16 protein-coding genes and 1 pseudogene are annotated in these 15,981 nt (G+C 70.6%); 7 read left to right on the top strand and 10 right to left on the bottom strand.

From position 1 onward, the window contains the following. Both J1M64_RS06370 and J1M64_RS06365 read right to left on the bottom strand, forming a co-directional pair. Positions 1-564, bottom strand: a 564-nt coding sequence (locus J1M64_RS06370) for an O-acetyl-ADP-ribose deacetylase (RefSeq protein WP_206473550.1), incomplete at its 3' end; no start/stop codon positions are given. Then, positions 561-1,382, bottom strand: coding sequence for a phosphatase PAP2 family protein (locus J1M64_RS06365; RefSeq protein WP_067718896.1), 822 nt, complete (start codon positions 1,380-1,382; stop codon positions 561-563). The genes J1M64_RS06370 and J1M64_RS06365, both read right to left, overlap by 4 nt. Before the next feature lie 106 nt (positions 1,383-1,488). Here J1M64_RS06365 and aspA point away from each other — a divergent pair, with 106 nt between their 5' ends. Next, positions 1,489-2,952, top strand: coding sequence for an aspartate ammonia-lyase (gene aspA / locus J1M64_RS06360; RefSeq protein WP_206473548.1), 1,464 nt, complete (start codon positions 1,489-1,491; stop codon positions 2,950-2,952). Positions 2,953-3,022: 70 nt separating this feature from the next. On the opposite strand, the gene J1M64_RS06355 is transcribed toward aspA, so the two are convergent. Next, complete coding sequence (locus tag J1M64_RS06355) at positions 3,023-3,202, bottom strand: hypothetical protein (protein WP_067718902.1); 180 nt, start codon at positions 3,200-3,202, stop codon at positions 3,023-3,025. Between the two features lie 146 nt (positions 3,203-3,348). Between J1M64_RS06355 and J1M64_RS06350 the strand changes: the two genes are divergently transcribed. Further along, on the top strand, positions 3,349-4,125 hold the full coding sequence (locus J1M64_RS06350; RefSeq protein WP_067718905.1) for an acetoacetate decarboxylase family protein: 777 nt from the start codon (positions 3,349-3,351) through the stop codon (positions 4,123-4,125). Here J1M64_RS06350 and J1M64_RS19780 read toward each other — a convergent pair. From J1M64_RS19780 to J1M64_RS06335, 4 genes and pseudogenes are all read right to left on the bottom strand, one after another. Continuing rightward, positions 4,077-4,403: a hypothetical protein gene (locus J1M64_RS19780; protein WP_241261209.1), complete on the bottom strand. Its 327-nt coding sequence runs from the start codon at positions 4,401-4,403 to the stop codon at positions 4,077-4,079. The two genes, J1M64_RS06350 and J1M64_RS19780, sit on opposite strands and share 49 nt — an antisense overlap. A 60-nt stretch (positions 4,404-4,463) precedes the next feature. Next, positions 4,464-4,853, bottom strand: a pseudogene (locus J1M64_RS20525) (glycosyltransferase family 87 protein); the annotation flags it as partial. After that, on the bottom strand, positions 4,735-5,298 hold the full coding sequence (locus tag J1M64_RS06340) for a glycosyltransferase 87 family protein (protein ID WP_206473546.1): 564 nt from the start codon (positions 5,296-5,298) through the stop codon (positions 4,735-4,737). The pseudogene J1M64_RS20525 and the gene J1M64_RS06340, both read right to left, overlap by 119 nt. A 91-nt stretch (positions 5,299-5,389) precedes the next feature. Continuing rightward, entirely contained in the window at positions 5,390-6,955 is a 1,566-nt protein-coding gene (locus J1M64_RS06335; RefSeq protein WP_206473544.1) for a SulP family inorganic anion transporter, read from the bottom strand. Between the two features lie 132 nt (positions 6,956-7,087). Here J1M64_RS06335 and J1M64_RS06330 point away from each other — a divergent pair, with 132 nt between their 5' ends. Beyond that, positions 7,088-7,486, top strand: coding sequence for a MerR family transcriptional regulator (locus J1M64_RS06330; RefSeq protein ID WP_206473542.1), 399 nt, complete (start codon positions 7,088-7,090; stop codon positions 7,484-7,486). A gap of 61 nt (positions 7,487-7,547) precedes the next feature. On the opposite strand, the gene J1M64_RS06325 is transcribed toward J1M64_RS06330, so the two are convergent. Next, complete coding sequence (locus J1M64_RS06325; RefSeq protein ID WP_206473540.1) at positions 7,548-9,191, bottom strand: glycerol-3-phosphate dehydrogenase/oxidase; 1,644 nt, start codon at positions 9,189-9,191, stop codon at positions 7,548-7,550. Continuing rightward, positions 9,188-9,784, bottom strand: a complete 597-nt coding sequence (locus J1M64_RS06320) for a TetR/AcrR family transcriptional regulator (RefSeq protein WP_206473538.1) — start codon at positions 9,782-9,784, stop codon at positions 9,188-9,190. Before J1M64_RS06320 ends, J1M64_RS06325 begins: the two co-directional genes overlap by 4 nt. A 155-nt stretch (positions 9,785-9,939) precedes the next feature. Here J1M64_RS06320 and J1M64_RS06315 point away from each other — a divergent pair, with 155 nt between their 5' ends. From J1M64_RS06315 to J1M64_RS06300, 4 genes are all read left to right on the top strand, one after another. After that, on the top strand, positions 9,940-11,568 hold the full coding sequence (locus J1M64_RS06315; protein WP_241261235.1) for an FAD-binding oxidoreductase: 1,629 nt from the start codon (positions 9,940-9,942) through the stop codon (positions 11,566-11,568). Next, on the top strand, positions 11,565-12,524 hold the full coding sequence (locus J1M64_RS06310; protein ID WP_082924055.1) for a diacylglycerol kinase: 960 nt from the start codon (positions 11,565-11,567) through the stop codon (positions 12,522-12,524). The genes J1M64_RS06315 and J1M64_RS06310 overlap by 4 nt, the downstream gene beginning before the upstream one ends. Positions 12,525-12,624: 100 nt before the next feature. Then, on the top strand, positions 12,625-13,233 hold the full coding sequence (locus J1M64_RS06305) for a CAP domain-containing protein (protein WP_240341356.1): 609 nt from the start codon (positions 12,625-12,627) through the stop codon (positions 13,231-13,233). 92 nt (positions 13,234-13,325) lie between these two features. Beyond that, positions 13,326-15,065, top strand: a complete 1,740-nt coding sequence (locus tag J1M64_RS06300) for a BCCT family transporter (protein ID WP_206473534.1) — start codon at positions 13,326-13,328, stop codon at positions 15,063-15,065. Here the strand turns inward: J1M64_RS06300 and J1M64_RS06295 are convergent. Continuing rightward, positions 15,062-15,844 (bottom strand): pirin family protein, encoded by a 783-nt coding sequence (locus tag J1M64_RS06295; RefSeq protein WP_206473531.1) that lies wholly within the window; start codon positions 15,842-15,844, stop codon positions 15,062-15,064. The genes J1M64_RS06300 and J1M64_RS06295 overlap by 4 nt on opposite strands. Between the last annotated feature and the right edge of the window lie 137 nt (positions 15,845-15,981).

Genomic DNA, 15,981 nt, shown 5'->3' with positions numbered 1-15,981 from the left:
CCGGATCTCGGCGAGGCACTGCTCGGCCAAGCTCAGGGTGGCTGCGTCGAACAGCAGCAGCGTGGCGGACTCCACCTCGGTGTCGATGCCGGCGAGAGTCCCGAGCGCGGTGCGGATCGCGTCCTCGCGCGGCCAGCCGTAGGCCCCGGCGGAGATGAGCGGGAAGGCCACCGTGCGGGCGCCGAGCTCATCGGCCACGGCGAGGGAATTGCGATAGCAGCCGGCCAGCAGCGCTCCGGCGCCGGTGCCGCCCGTGCCGCCCGTTGCTTCGGCGCCGCCGGTGCGTTCGTAGACCGGGCCCACGGTGTGGATGACCCAGCGGGCGGGGAGATCTCCGGCACCGGTCGCGACGGCCTGTCCCGTCGGCAGCCCGTCGCGCAGGCGGCCCGCCCTCAGCTCCCGGCACTCGGCCAGGATCGTCGGCCCGCCCGCGCGGTGGATCGCCCCGTCCACGCCGCCGCCCCCGAGCAGGGAACTGTTGGCCGCGTTGACCACCGCGTCGACGGCCATCCGGGTGATGTCGCCGTGGCCCAGCTCGATCCGGGCGCGCCTCGTCGTCGTCATCCCGACACCCCGGGCGCCACGGCCTCGCGGGCCGACCTCCGGCGGGTGATCATCGGCGTCGGCGAGTCGTCGAGGCGGTCCATCAACCACATGATGGTCGCCACCTCGCCCACCCACGCCAGGCTCACGCACCAGCCGGCCAGGATGTCGCTCGGGAAGTGCACACCCAGGTACATGCGGGTGACGCCGATGGCCGGGACGTACCCCGCGGACCCGACGATCACCGGGTAACGCCACGCCGTTGGCCAGGCCAGGACGCAGGCGCACCCGGCCAACGCCGCGCTCGCCATGGCGTGACCGCTGGGGAACGAGTAGCTCTTCTCCTCCACGATGTGGGTGAAGAACGTGGGCCGACCCCGCCGGTACAGGGCCTTGAGCACCGAATTGATGATCGTCGACCCCACCAGGGACACCGTCAACAGTGCGGCGGGCCGGCGACTGCCCCGGACGGAGACCAGATACGCCGAGGTGGCCAGGGCGAACAACGGCACCGCAGTGACTCCGCCGAGTTCGGTGACGGCCCGGACGATGCGCGTGTTGCGCGGCGAATGGCGACTCTGCAGCCACAGCATGACGGGCCGGTCGAAGGGCAGGCCCGCATCGCCGCGGATGCGCTCGGCCAGCTCGACGAATCCGATCACCGGGGTCGCGAACCCCACGAACGCCACCCCGAAGATCGTCCACGTCCCGCGCGGCAGCGGCATCTCGCGCCGGTCGACGATGCTCCCCAGCACCCCGTCCGACGGGTACAGCTGCCGCAGGATGTCCCGAGCGGAGTTGAACGCTCGGGAGCGACGGGAGGTCGTCGTGCGCGACATGCCACCACACTAGGCAGAGCGGCGGCCTTCCCGCCGGTGGATCGCCGCGAGGTCGGGTGCGGCGCGGTTAGGGTGGGCCGCAGGCGACCCGAGAGGCGGAGGACGAATGAGCCAGACCCGTGTGGAACATGACCTGCTCGGTACCAAGGAGGTCCCGGCGGAGGCCTATTACGGCATCCACACGGTCCGGGCCGTCGAGAACTTCCCGATCACCGCCACCACCATGAGCGACATCCCCGACTTCGTGCGCGGCATGGTCATGGTGAAGAAGGCCGCCGCGCTCGCGAACCTCGAGATGGGTGTCCTCGACGAGACGGTGGCGAAGGCGATCGTCGGGGCCTGCGACGAGATCCTGGTCGACGGGCGCTGCATGGACCAGTTCCCCTCCTGCCAGTTCCAGGGCGGCGCCGGCACCTCGGTGAACATGAACACCAACGAGGTCGTGGCCAACCTCGCCCTCGAGCGCCTCGGCCACCCCAGGGGCTCCTACGACATCGTCAGCCCCAACGACGACGTCAACCGTTCACAGTCCACCAACGACGCCTACCCGACCGGATTCCGCATCGCCCTGTGGCACGCGCTGGAACGGCTCGAACCGGCGATCGTCGCCCTGCGGGAGGCCTGCTACGACAAGTCCGAGGAATTCCGCGAGGTCCTCAAGATGGGGCGCACGCAGCTGCAGGACGCGGTCCCCATGTCGATGGGCCAAGAGTTCGGCGGCTTCGCCGTGACGCTCGACGAGGAACTCCACGTCCTCGGCGCCGCGGCCCGGATGCTGCTCGACGTCAACCTCGGTGCGACCGCGATCGGCACCGGAGTCAACACCCCGCCCGACTATCGTCGCGCCGTCATCAAACATCTGCGGGCCGTCACCGGACTGCCGGTCACCGGCGCGATGAACCTCATCGAGGCCACCAGCGACACCGGCGACTACGTCAACGTCCACGCCGCCCTCAAGCGGACCGCGGTGAAGGTCTCCAAGATCTGCAACGACCTGCGGCTGCTGTCCTCGGGGCCGCGCGCCGGCTTCAACGAGATCAACCTGCCGGAGCTGCAGGCCGGGTCTTCGATCATGCCCGCCAAGGTCAACCCGGTGATCCCCGAGGTCGTCAACCAGGTGTGCTTCAAGGTGATCGGCAACGACGTCACCGTGACCATGGCCGCCGAGGCAGGTCAGCTCCAGCTCAACGTCATGGAGCCGGTGATCGCCCAGGCGATGTTCGAGTCGATCTCCCTGCTGACCAACGCCATCGAGACGCTGACCGAGAAGTGCGTGGAGGGGATCACCGCCAACGTCGAGGTGGCCCGCCAGAACGTGATGAACTCGATCGGGATCGTCACCTACCTCAACCCGATCATCGGCCACCACAACGGTGACCGGGTCGGCCGTGAGTGCGCCCGGTCGGGCCGCGGGGTCCGGGAGGTGGTGCTGGAGATGGGGCTGCTGTCGGCGGCGGAGCTCGATGACATCTTGTCGCCGTCCAACCTCCTGCGGCCGAAGTACAAGGGAAAAGGTGGTACACGGGACGTGGCACAACCTGGGCAGGATATGACCGGCCCCACGGCCTGAGCCGCCGGGTCGGAGTCGGACCAGGGCGGTCCGACTCCGACCCGGGTGAGCCGTGTCAGGGTGAGCCGTGTCAGGCGGGGGGCTCGCCGACGCGGCCGATGCTGCTTACGGCGAGGTTCCCCAGCGAACTGTCGAAACCGAACTGCTGGTCGATGAATGCGGACGAGCCCGAGATCGCGGCGTTGATGGCGGCGGACGAGCCGACGGTGTAGTCGAACTGGGCGAAGAAGTCGGCGATGGCCTTGAGCATGAGTGCCTCCAGATGGATCGGTGGTCGCGCCGCGAACCGGGCGGCGGGACGTGAGCTGGCCTACACAGGTGATATCGGACCCGCCGCCCCGATCGTTAGCCGCGCAAACTGATGATTCCGGCCCGCGCGCCCGCTACCGTCGCACCATGAGCTCTCCCACCTCCCGCGTCGTCGCCGGGCGCGAGATCACCTTCCCGGTCCCCGTCGTGTCCGCCTCGGTCTCCGGCGCGGCGTTCCTCACCCGGGCAGCCGTCGTCCGCCGGCTCATCGCGGCCGGCCGTCAGTCCGCCGTTCTCGACGCTGCGGGCGCCGAGCCGGTGGCACTACCCGGCGGCCGGACCCCCGCGATCATGATCCACGTGCGGTACCACGACGTGCCCGGCAACGTCCTGGGTGCGTACCACGAGATGGGAGTGGCTTTCCAGCTCAAGGTGCCGGGCCACGGGACGCTGGTGCACATCCACGAACTGCCGGTGGACCAGGACTTCACCCTCGCGGCGGGCAACGAGCTGTGGGGCTTTCCCAAGTGGAAGGGCGACATGGTCGGCACCGCCGGCGGGGCGCTCGACGATGCCCGTCTCGGGGCGGTCGGGTCGGCGGGCGCGGGCGGGGTCGATCTCAGGCTGGATACCCGCGTCGGTGTCCCGATCCCCGGCAGCCAATCACTCGCCATGAACTGCGTGCAGGTCCTCGACGGTCAGCCGGTGCGGGTCACGGCCGAGGCCACCGCCCGAGGTGGGCGGATGCGTCCGCTGAGCGGCGCTCGCGTGACGATCGCGACGGGCGCGGATGACAGCGACGCCGATGTCGCGCGGTTCGCCGAGGCGGTACGCGAACTCGGGCTGGACCGCGCCCGCGCCCTCGCCACCTTCTCCTACGACAGGTTCGAGGCCGAGTTCCAGGCGCCCGAACGGATCGGCTGACGCCGCCCGGGGGCGCCGCCCAAAGCGGCGTCGCCCAGAGCGGCGTCGCCGAGCAGCACCGCGAACGCGGCGATTCCGCTCACACCCTGCGCGTTGCCGATGAGCCACTGCAGCACGTGGGCGGCTGGGTCGACCGCGGTGAGCGCATAGGCGTAGTGCGTGCCGATCAGGTGGGTGAGGACCAGGACCGCCACCGCGATCCGGACCGGTCTGCGCCGGGCGGTCAGTAGTAGCGGGATGGCGATGACCACGCCGGACCAATGGTGGGTCACCGCCACCGGAGAGGCGATGAAGACCCCGAGGGCGACCAGGAGTAGGGCGTCGACGGGCCGGTTGTCCCGGGTCAGTCGCCAGGCTCCCCAGGTGGCTGCCGCGGCGACGAGCAGGAAGAAGCCGTAGACGGGCGGGTCGAGGTGCTCGGCGGGGATCCGGGCCCGGGCCAGCAGGCCGCTCAGGGCCTGGTTGGGGACGAAGTGCCGTGTGCCGCCCCGTTCGGTGAGGAAGAACTCGGCGGTCCAGAAATGCCAGGACTCGGCCGGGCGGATGAGGTGCCCGAGGCCGATCGTGGCCGCGACTGTCCCAACCGCCCGTGCCAGGGACGCTCAGTCTCTACGGACGAGGAACAGAACGCCGAACGCGGCCGGGGTGATCTTGATGCCGGCGGCCAGGCCGAGCAAGACGCCGCGGGCGCGGCGGGGAGTGAAGCCCAGGACGTCGGCGGTGACCATGAGGAACAGGAAGATGTTGATCTGGCCGAACCCCGATGTTCGCGCGGACCGGCTCGAACAGCAGCGCCACGCCGGTCAGTGCCAGGGCCAGGGTTCGTGCGCCCTGAAGCTGGAGCCGGGACGCGGCCATGGCCAGGATCGCCCAGACCGCGACCACCGTGGCGGCGGTCCAGGCGAGTTGGGCGACAGTGGCTCCGAGTGGCGCCAGCGGCAGGAAGACGACGGCGCCGAACGGCGGGTAGATGAACCTGAAGCCCGAGCGGGTGGGAAAGCCCTCGGAGTACAGGTCCGCCCCGGCCAGCAGGGCCCGTCCGGCGTCCTGGAACACCTGGAGGTCCAGCATGAACTCGGTCGCGGCTCGCACCATGACCGCGGTGATCACGGCCGCGGTCAGGATCAGACCTGCCAGGCGCAGCGCGCTCCCCGGCTTCGGGAGGGTGTGCATCGGGTAGCGCTCCTTTCGGTCCGGAACGGGGTGCGGTCGACCAGGATACGGTCTGGTCTGGTCTGGTCTGGTCAGGCCGGGTTGGGTCAGGTCAGTGCCCCTCACCGAGGTTGCCGGAGAGCTTCTCCAGTCGCTCCTGGCTGGCCCCGTCGAGGCCGATGATCTCGACCGTCTTGCCCTTGGCCGCGTACTTGTGGCTGATCGCATCCAGGGTGGCCACGGTGGAGGCGTCCCAGATGTCGGCCTCGGTCAGGTCGATGACAACGTGCTGGGGATCGCCCGAGTAGTCGAACTGGTAGACCAGATCATTGCTGGAGGCCCAGAACAGTTCCCCGCGGACCCGGTAGGTACGGATGTCGATGGTGCCGTCGTGATTCACGTCGAGCTCCGAGACCTTCTCCAGGCTCGTCATGTGCGCGACCCGGCGGGCGAACATGACCATCGCGGTGAGGACGCCGAGGACGACGCCGATGGCCAGGTTGTGGGTGATCACGGTGGCGGCCACGGTGACGATCATGACGACCGTCTCGCTGAGCGGCATCAGACGCAGGGTGCGGGGATGGATGGAGTGCCAGTCCAGGGTGGCCACGGAGACCATGATCATCACCGCGACGAGAGCGGCCATGGGGATCAGGCCGACGATGTCGCCCAGTGCGACGACAAGGATGAGCAGGAAGACGCCCGCCAGGAGGGTCGACAGGCGGGTGCGGGCGCCCGACTGCTTGACGTTGATCATGGTCTGGCCGATCATCGCGCAACCGCCCATGCCGCCGAAGAAGCTGGTGACGATGTTGGCCACACCCTGGCCCCAGCCCTCGCGGGTCTTGTCGGTGCGCACCTCGGTGAGGTCGTCGACGAGTTTGGCGGTCATCAGGGACTCCATGAGCCCGACCAGGGCCATCGCCAGGGCGTAGGGGGCGATGATCTGGAGCGTCTCCATGGTCCACGGCACGTCGGGGATGAACAGCGACGGCAGCGAGTCGGGCAGTTCACCCTGGTCGCGCACGTTGGGCATGGTCCAGCCGAACAGCACCACGACGGCGGTGATCGCCACGATCGCGATCAGCGGTGCGGGAACCGCGGCCGAGAGCCGGGGGAAGAACACCATGATGCCGATGCCGGCCGCGACCATCGGGTAGACCAGCCAGGGCACCCCGAGCAGGTGCGGGATCTGCGCGGTGAAGATGAGGATCGCCAGGGCGTTGACGAACCCGACCATCACGCTGCGGGGGATGAAGCGCATGAGCCGGCCCACGCCGATCAGGCTGAGGACCACCTGGAAGATGCCGGCCAGCAGCACTGTGGCGACGAGGTAGTCCATTCCGTAGTCACGCGCCACGGGGGCGATGACCAGAGCGATCGCGCCCGTGGCGGCGGAGATCATCGCCGGCCGCCCGCCGGTGAAGGCGATCGTCACGGCCATCGTGAACGAGGCGAACAGCCCCACCCGCGGGTCGACTCCGGCGAGGATCGAGAACGAGATGGCCTCGGGGATCAGCGCGAGGGCGACGACCAGTCCTGCCAGCACCTCGGTGCGCAGCCGCCGGGCCGAGGAAAGGGCGTACCTGAATGACGCGAGGACACCGACGGGCGCCAGACCGTCATCGTCGACGCCGGGAGCGGGAGAGGCCGCGGGCGTGGTCGCGGGAGCTGTCACGGAGAACTTTCCTCACCATGTAGGGGCATGACAGACTCTCCCGTAGCGGGAGATTCTGAATGTACCGTAGCGGTAGAGTTGGTCGAGCGCGAACCCGAGCCGATGAGTGTGAACAAGCCCACGAGGAGAACGATGTCGGACGACGCGGTGCGCAAGATCGGCGAGGTCGCCGAGATCACCGGCCTGTCGATCCGCACCCTCCGCCACTACGACGAACTCGGCCTGGTGGTGCCCTCCGGTCACACCGCCGGCGGTTTCCGGCTCTACACCGATGCGGATGTCCAGCGGCTGTTCCTGGTGCGGCGGATGAAACCCCTGGGGTTCTCGCTGGAACGCATGAGGCAGTTCCTCCGGGCGACGGACGTCCTCTCCGCGGGCCGCGGCTCGGGATCGGTCGAGCTCGACGCCTGGCACGCGGCCCGGACGACGGTCGAGGAGATCCGCTCGGAGGCGGAGGCCCGCTATCGCGACCTGCAGACCCAGCTCGACTACGGCACGGAGTTCCTGCAGCTGGTCAGGAGATTCGACTAGGGCCTCCCGGCGCCCGTCGGCTCCAGTCGGGTCGCGGCAGGCGCGGAAGGCGTACCGGCAGTCAGTCCGCGGCGGCCCGTCCCGCGGCGAGGGCCTGACGGGCGACCGGCTCGGCGGCGGCCCGATCGGTGGCCACCAGCCCGATGCGGCTGCGACGGTCGAGGACGTCGTCGACGGTCAGCGCCCCCTCGTGGGTGACCGCGTAGGAGAACTCGGCGCGGGTGACGTCGAGGCCCTCGGCCACCGCCTCCAGCGGCCGGTCCAGCAGGCTGGCCGCCACCACGGTGCCGGCCTCCTGGCCGTAGCGCGCGACCAGGGAGGCGGGGAGGAGTCCGGCGGAGGTGGCCGCCACCGCGGCCACGGGATGCCCCGGCGCCCCGACGAGCGGGAGGTCGGCGGTCCGGCACGGACCGGCGGGGAGTCCTGCACGCCCCGCGACGAGGTCGACCACCTGCTCGGCCATGAGCCGGTACTCCGTGAGCTTGCCGCCGGTGATCGTGACGATGCCGTTGTCCGAGGTGAGCAGGGCGTGATCGCGGGAGAGGTCGGCCGTGTCGCCGTCGCCGGAATCGACCAGGGGGCGCAGGCCCGCGAAGGTGCCCAGCACATCGTCGCGGGTCAGCCGCACCTCGAGCGCCCGGTTGACGACATCCAGCAGGAAGTCGATCTCCGCCTCGGTCGACTCCGGCACGTCCGGCACCGGGCCGGGGGCGTCGACGTCGGTCAAGCCCACGTGCAGTCGCCCGAACTCGGCCGGGATGGCAAAGCAGAAGCGGTTGGTCTCACCCGGCACCGGCACGGTGAGGGCGCCGACGGGATGGCCCAACGCGGCCGCGTCGAGGACCAGGTGGGTGCCACGCGAGGGACGCACGCGCACGCCGGGAGTGGTCTGGCCGGCCCACACGCCGGTCGCCGACACGACGGCCCGCGCGGAGAGGGTGAACTCGTCGTCGTCGCCGCCACCCGCGACGCCCGCGCCGAGCTCGTCGCGGACGGTGACCCGCGTGGCGCTCGCCTCCAGCACCCGCGCCCGCGTGATGACGCGGGCCCCGTGCCCGGCCGCCGTGCGCGCGACGGCGGTGACCAGGCGGGCGTCGTCGACGAGCTGACAGTCCCAGTTGAGGTGGCCGAACCGCAGGCCGTCGCGGCGCACGCCCGGGACGTACTCGGCGACCCGGCGCGGGCCCAGCACCCGCGCGCCCGGCAGGCGGTCGGCGCGCGTCCCGGCGAGACGGGAGAGCACGGTACCGGCGACGAACCCGAGGCCCGGCAGCACGGCCCCCACCGGCTGGGTGTCGCGGTAGACGGGCACAACCTGCGCGAGCGGGCGCACGAGGTGGGGGGCGGTGCGCTCGAGCATGATGCCACGCTCGACGGCCGAGCGGCGCGCGATCGCGACGTTGCCGGTCGCCAGATAGCGCAGCCCGCCGTGGGCGAGCTTGGAGGACCATCGGCTGGTACCGAACGCCAGGTCGTGGGCCTCCAGCAATACGGTCTCGAGTCCGCGAGAGGCGGCGTCGAGCGCGATCCCCGCGCCCGTGATGCCGCCGCCGATCACGATGAGGTCCACGGGAGTGGAGCGGCCGCGCAGCTCGGCGAGCTCGCGCGCGCGTCGACCGGCGGACAGCGCGGTGGACGGGGCCCTCGCATCGGTGGGCCCGGGGCGCGCGGTGGGCCCGGGGCCCGTCTCCGCGTGGCCGGTCACAGGCCCAGATACCCGGTGACGAGCAGGTGCAGCTCGGCGCGCCACGAGTCCGCGTCGAGCGGCGGGTCGGCGAGCGGCGCGGACAGCACGGCGCCCTGGACCGCGAGGTAGAGCATGGTGGCCATGCGGTCGGGGTCGCGGCCGGCGAGGCGGGCGTCGGCCGCTATGGCGCGGGCGAGGACGTCGCGGAGGAACCCGATGAGTCGGTGCTGGGACGTGCCGAGCCGGCGGAACACGTACTCGGCGAGCATGCCGCTCTCGTGTCGGCGCAGCGCGTCGAGCAGGGGGTCGGTGCGCACCTCGTCGGCCATCGCGCACAGCAGGCGGGCCAACTCGCCGGCATCGTGGACCGCGCCCTCCAGCAGGTCCGGGCCGACGCGCTCGACCACGCCGGTGAGTTCGCGGGTGAGGAGGTCGGCGACCAGTGCGCTGACGTCGGGCCAGTGCCGGTAGAGGGTGGTGCGTCCGACGCCGGATCGGCGCGAGACCTCGACCATCGTGGTGCGGCTGGGGCCGATCTCGAGGATCGCGGCCCGGGCGGCGGTGAGCGCGCGGTCCCGCGTGGTGTGGCGCGAAGGGGAGGAAACGGTCACCGGGCCTCCTTCGCGGCGGGTCCCGCGGGGCGCGGATCGGTGCCGGGTCACCCGACGAAAACCCGTGAGCGGAACAGATCGTGCTCTAGTGTCCCAGTATGAGCGACGTGAACCCCGCTGACAAGCACCGATCCGGCCGCCTGCCGCTACCGCCGATGGACCTGCCCCGGTGGGGGACGGCCGCCGAGGCCACGGAGCTGAGCGAGAGCATCCGCGCCCTGCTGCGCGACGTGCTCGGCGTGACCGCGGAGACCGGGCGGACGTTCGACCCGGCCGCGGTGACCGCCTCTCCGTCGCGACTCACCGACGCCGATCTCGCCGCACTGGCCGACATCGTGGGCCCCGGCGACGTCTCGGTCGACGACGCGCAGCGCCTTCCGCGCGCCCGCGGCAAGTCGACGCCCGACCTGTTGGCGTGGCGGACGAGGCCGGCCGTGGACTGCCCCGATGCGGTGGTGGCCCCGGGGGACGACGACGAGGTGGCCGCCCTCCTGGACTGGTGCACCTCCGAGAAGGTCGCGGTCGTCCCCTTCGGCGGCGGCACCTCCGTCGTCGGCGGCCTGGACCCGGACACCGGGACGAACAGGGCCGTGCTGAGCGTCGACCTGGCCCATTTCGACGGTCTCGAGTCGATCGACCCCGAGTCGGGGGAGGCGGTCCTCGGGGCGGGCGTCACGGGTCCGCGGGCCGAGGAACTGCTGGCTGAGCACGGTTTCTCGCTCGGGCACTTCCCGCAGTCCTTCCCTTACGCCACGCTGGGCGGCTACGCCATGACCCGGTCCTCGGGACAGAGCTCCGCCGGGTACGGGCGCTTCGACGAGATGGTCCGCGGGCTGACGGTGGTCACTCCGGTCGGCGTGATCGAGGCGGGCCGGGCCCCGGCGTCGGCCGCGGGCCCGGACCTGCGGCAGTGGCTCTTGGGATCGGAGGGGGCGTTCGGCGTGTGCACCCGGGTGCGCGTGCGGATCCATCCGGTGCCGGAGGTGGTGCGGCACGAGGCGTTCCGCTTTCCCGACTTCGCCACCGGCGCCGCGGCGCTGCGCGCGGTCGAGCAGCAGGGGACGGGCCCGACGGTCATCCGCCTGTCCGACGAGACGGAGACGATGGTGAACCTCGCGACCGCGACCGAGTCGATCGGCGAACGGGCCGTAGATGCTGACGCTGACTCTGGTGCCACCGACGACGAGGACGGTTCCGGCGGCTGCCTGTGTCTCTGCCTGTTCGAGGGCACGGCCGCCCATGCCGGGTCCCGGCACGCGGAGACGCGGGAGGTCCTGATCACGCACGGCGGCACCTCGCTGGGCCCGGGGCCCGCGCAGTCGTGGGAACACGGCCGCTTCGGGGCCCCGGTCCTGCGCGATGCGCTGCTGGACAACGGCGCGCTGGTGGAGACCCTGGAGACCGCCACCGACTGGTCCCGCCTGCCGGCACTGCGGGCCGCGGTCACGGAGGCGCTGACCACCTCGCTCGAGGCCTTCGGAACGCCGGCGCTGGTCATGTGCCACATCAGCCACGTCTACCCGACGGGTGCGTCCCTCTACTTCACCGTGGTGGCTGGCCAGCGCGGGCCGGACCCCGTCGCCCAGTGGCTCGATGCCAAGCGGGCGGCCTCCGAGGCGATCGTGGCGGCCGGCGGCACGATCACCCACCACCACGCGGTCGGCGTCGACCACCGCCCGTATCTGGAGTCGGAGATCGGCGAGGTCGGACTGCGGATGCTGCGCGCGGTGAAGAGCGCCGTCGACCCCCACGGCGTGTGCAACCCGGGCACACTCATCCCATGAGCGCGCAGCTGTCCGACCGCCGGATCGGGGCGGTCACGCTGCTGGTCAACCCCGCCGCGGGCGGGGGACGCGGAGAGAAGGTGGCGGGCCGGGCCGCCGACCGGCTGCGCGCGCACGGTCTCGAGGTCACCCGGCTAGCCGGAGGCGGGGCGACCGAGTCCCTCGCGCTGGCGCGGCGGGCGGTGGCCGACGGGACCGACGCGCTGGTGGTGTGCGGTGGAGACGGGATGGTCTCGATCGCCGTGCAGGCGCAGGCCTTCACCGATGTGCCCGTGGGCATCATCCCGGCGGGCACCGGCAACGACCTGGCCCGCGAATACGGCATCCCCCTGGGCGATCCCGAGGCCGCCGCGGACGTCGTCGCCGACGGCCGGGTCGAGACCGTTGACCTCGGCCGGGCCACCCCGGACGGCGGGGAACCAACGGTGTTCGCCTCGGTGCTGTGCGCCGGGTTGGACTCGAAGGTCAACCGGCGGGTCAACGAGATGGGACTCCTCCGCGGGCCCCTGCGCTACGTCCTCGCCTCGATCATCGAGTTCCCGACCTACCGTCCCCGGCGCTTCCGGATGGTCTTCGACGCCGGGCTGCCGAGCGAGGACACCGTCGAGACCGAGGTCCTGCTCAGCGCGTTCGCGATCACCCGCAGCTACGGCGGGGACATGAAGATCGCACCCGACGCCGACCGGAGCGACGGGTTGTTCGACGTCTGCTACGTCGGGAAGATCTCCAAACTCCGCTTCATGCGGCACTTCCCCTCGATCTACTCCGGTGCCCACGTGGGTCTGCGCGGCGTGTCGACGAGGCGGTGCCGGACGGTCCGACTCGAGGCCGCGGACGTCGAGGCCTTCGCCGACGGGGACGCCATCGCGCCCCTTCCGGTGACCGTCGAGGTGCTCCCCGGAGCGGGTCGGTTCCTCGTACCCCGTGAGCCACTCCAGTCACACCAGCATCGCTGATATCTGCTGGTCACAGCATTGACGCCGTCCCGCGCCCGTCCTGTTACCTCATCGGCCAATCGGTTCGCTTCAGGCGCACCGAGACGGCATGATCACCACCATGCGCACCAGTCCCATCGCGTCACTCGCGACGATCGCCGTCACCGCCGCCACCCTTCTGGGTGGGGCCGCGACCGCCTCTGCCCAGACGGCTGACCGGACCCTGCCGTCCTTCATCCCGCAGCACCTGATCCCGGCCCACCTGGTCCCCCAGGTGGACGGTCTCGTCTCCCAGGTGCGGGCCGCACTGCCTCCCGAGGCGTGGGCTGCGGTCGGCTCCAGCGAGATGGCCTACCAGGACATCACCGCCCTGGCCGTCGGCGGCGGGTTGCGCGAGGGCATCGTCCGCGAGATCGACGCGTACCGCATCGGCCGCGCGCTCGGGACGCTGGCGCCCAACCCGGAACTCGACCGTGAGGCCCAGGCCTGGGCCGACCGACTCGCCGCCCGCGACGAGGTGGTCCACAACACCGCCCTGATCGGCCGTGGCTACGGGGAGAACATCGTCGCCGCCGGGACCCACTGCGGCGCGACCTGCCTCGTCGACCTGTGGAAGAACTCGCCCGGACACAACGAAAACCTCCTCGATCCCGGGTACCGGTCCGCCGGTATGGGAATCGCCTATTCGAGCGGCGGGAAGGTATTCGTGGTACACAACTTCGCGTACTAGAAGCCCGACAATAAGTAGAAGCAGCACTCTGACTGAACCACTCGATCCGGCGGCACCGGCGCCCGGGTAGAGCCGAGACGACGGGGGAGAGCATGTCCGAACGGATACTGAGAGCACTGAGGCTCAAGACCGATCCGGGGGTGTTCTTCACGACCGTCGGGGTCATCGTGGCCTTCGTCGTGGTGACGTTCTTCGCCGGCGAATGGGTGGGCAGCGTATTCGGCACCGCGTCCGGCTGGATCATGACCAACCTCGGTTGGTTCTACATCTTCGGGGTCACCGCGTTCCTCGGCTTCCTCATCTGGATCGCGCTCAGCCGGTTCGGTCACGTCCGCCTGGGCGGGGACGACGAGCTGCCCGAGCACTCCACACTCACCTGGTTCGGCATGCTGTTCGCGGCCGGGATCGGCACCATCCTCATGTTCTGGGGCGTGGCGGAGCCCATCTCCCACTTCGCGACGCCGCCGCGCGGCGGCGTCGAGCCCGGCAGTCGGGACGCGGCCACCGAGGCGATGGCGTTCACGCTGTACCACTTCGGCCTGCACACCTGGACGATCTTCGCGTTGCCCGCGCTCGCCTTCGCGTACTTCATCTACAAGCGCAAGATGCCGCCGCGGGTGAGCTCGATCTTCGCCCCGCTGCTCGGGGACAAGATCTTCGGCCCGCTCGGCAAGACGATCGACATCGTGGCACTGGTCGGCACCGTGTTCGGCGTGGCGACGTCGGTCGGTCTGGGGACCCTGCAGATCAACGCGGGTCTGAACGAACTGTTCGGGATCGCGATGTCACCGGTCGTGCAGGTGCTCATCATCGCGGTGGTCACCACCGTCGCCTGCATCTCCGTGGCCCTGGGCCTGGAGAAGGGCATCAAGCGCCTGTCCAATCTCAACATCGCGATGGCCGTCGCGCTGCTCATCTTCGTCCTGGTCACCGGCCCCACACTGTTCCTGCTCAAGGGCACGGTCGAGTCGCTGGGCGTCTACCTGTCGACCCTGCCGGAGCTGGCGCTGTGGAACAACGTCTTCCCGGCCTCCGACGACCTGGCGTCGTGGCAGAACACCTGGACCGTCTTCTACTGGGCCTGGACCATCACGTGGTCGCCCTTCGTCGGCATCTTCATCGCCCGGATCAGTCGTGGCCGCACCATCCGGCAGTTCGTCTTCGGCGTACTCGGCCTGCCGGTGGCGTTCTCGGTGCTGTGGTTCGGGATCTTCGGCATGGCCTCGTTCCACATCGAGCTCTTCGGCTCCGGTGGTCTGGTCGAGGCCGTGGTCGATGACGGCGACATCCCGGGTGCGTTGTTCGCGTTCCTGTCGAACTACCCGTTGGCGACCTTCATCTCCGGGCTGGCAGTCGTCCTCGTCGTCATCTTCTTCACCACGTCGGTCGACTCCGCGTCGATGGTCGTGGACATGATCGCCTCCGGTAAGGACGACGAGGTCCAGGCCTCGCCGACCCACCAGCGCGTCATCTGGGGTGTGCTCATGGGCGCGGTCGGCGCGACGATCCTCGCCGGTACCGGCGAGGGTGGGCTCACCGCGCTGCAGGAGGTCATCACCGTCATCGGCCTGCCGTTCTTCATCATGGGCTTCGTGATGATGTACAGCCTGGTCCGCGGGATCAGCAGCGACATGGGGGAGAGGCCGCCCACGATCACCCGCCAGTGGCACCGCGCCTACTCGGCCGAGGAGCTCGAGAAGCACGAGGAGGCGCCCTCGCCCGAGCCGGTGCACCCGCTCTACCACATCCCGGGGGACGGGGAGCAGGACGACGGTGCCCCCCAGTCGGCCGGCGACGACAAGGGGACGGCCGCGGAGGACAAGAGCAGCTAGTGGCCGCGGACGTCGAGCATCGTCATGCCCGCGTGCATCTCCCACGCGAGGATCTCGGCGCCGTGGTCGCCGGCGGTGACACGCCGCCCCCCGGCGGCGGTCATCCGTGCGGCGTCGCCGGTGTCCAGTCGGTCCGCGCCCTCCAGCGCCACCGAGCCCAGGGGCACGTAGAGATGAAGGTAGGGCGCATCGGGGAGCTGGACGGTCCGTCCGGGTCCCAGTCGCGCGGCGTGCAGCGCGGACGTGCGGTTGCGGATCCGGATGGCGGCGCGGTCGGCGTGGGTGGGTAGCCCTCCGGCGACGACGACGAGCTGGTTCTCCAGCTCCGCCGGTTCGATCTCCAGCTGTTCGTACCCGGGATCCCCGCCGGTCTCGTCCGGGACGACCCACATCTGGACGAGGTGGACCGGGTCGGCGGGGGCGGCCTCGGTGCGGACCGAGCCGTCACGCCAGCCGTCGTTGCGTTCGGAGTGTAGGATCCCCGAACCCGCGCTCATCCGCTGCGCGAGTCCGGGATAGATGATCCCGCTGTGCCCCTCGGAGTCCTGGTGCACGAGCGAGCCGGACAGTACCCAGGTGACGATCTCCATGTCGCGGTGGCCGTGCGTGTCGAATCCGGAGCCGGGGGCGATGCGGTCGTCGTTGTTCGCCAGCAGGCGGCCGAAGTGCGTGTTCATCGGGTCCTGGTGGTTGCCGAACGAGAAGGAGTGGCGGGAGTCCAGCCACCCGCCGGCGTCGTGCGAGCGCGACCGGGACCGGTGGATACGGATGTCGGACATGGGCTCGACGCCCCCTCCCCGGTTATGGATGACGCATCAACTATAGCATCGGCCAATGGCGCGGCCCGAACGGCAGTCCGAACGACGCCCCCATCGGTGGCGGCAATTGAGGCGGCGCCTTAGGGTCTGGGGCAACC

This window comes from Dietzia sp. KRD202, assembly GCF_017168155.1.
Classification (GTDB): Bacteria; Actinomycetota; Actinomycetes; order Mycobacteriales; family Mycobacteriaceae; genus Dietzia; species Dietzia kunjamensis.
This window is presented reverse-complemented; position numbering and strand designations above follow the sequence as displayed.

What these genes read in the sequence shown, in the direction of transcription:
- J1M64_RS06310 (WP_082924055.1), top strand. Translation starts at nt 11,565, where the DNA reads ATGAGCGCGCAGCTGTCCGACCGCCGGATCGGGGCGGTCACGCTGCTG.
- J1M64_RS06300 (WP_206473534.1), top strand. Translation starts at nt 13,326, where the DNA reads ATGTCCGAACGGATACTGAGAGCACTGAGGCTCAAGACCGATCCGGGG.
- J1M64_RS06315 (WP_241261235.1), top strand. Translation starts at nt 9,940, where the DNA reads ATGGACCTGCCCCGGTGGGGGACGGCCGCCGAGGCCACGGAGCTGAGC.
- J1M64_RS06305 (WP_240341356.1), top strand. Translation starts at nt 12,625, where the DNA reads ATGCGCACCAGTCCCATCGCGTCACTCGCGACGATCGCCGTCACCGCC.
- J1M64_RS06350 (WP_067718905.1), top strand. Translation starts at nt 3,349, where the DNA reads ATGAGCTCTCCCACCTCCCGCGTCGTCGCCGGGCGCGAGATCACCTTC.
- J1M64_RS06330 (WP_206473542.1), top strand. Translation starts at nt 7,088, where the DNA reads ATGTCGGACGACGCGGTGCGCAAGATCGGCGAGGTCGCCGAGATCACC.
- J1M64_RS06355 (WP_067718902.1), bottom strand. Translation starts at nt 3,202, where the DNA reads ATGCTCAAGGCCATCGCCGACTTCTTCGCCCAGTTCGACTACACCGTC.
- J1M64_RS06340 (WP_206473546.1), bottom strand. Translation starts at nt 5,298, where the DNA reads ATGCACACCCTCCCGAAGCCGGGGAGCGCGCTGCGCCTGGCAGGTCTG.
- J1M64_RS06365 (WP_067718896.1), bottom strand. Translation starts at nt 1,382, where the DNA reads ATGTCGCGCACGACGACCTCCCGTCGCTCCCGAGCGTTCAACTCCGCT.
- J1M64_RS06295 (WP_206473531.1), bottom strand. Translation starts at nt 15,844, where the DNA reads ATGTCCGACATCCGTATCCACCGGTCCCGGTCGCGCTCGCACGACGCC.
- aspA (WP_206473548.1), top strand. Translation starts at nt 1,489, where the DNA reads ATGAGCCAGACCCGTGTGGAACATGACCTGCTCGGTACCAAGGAGGTC.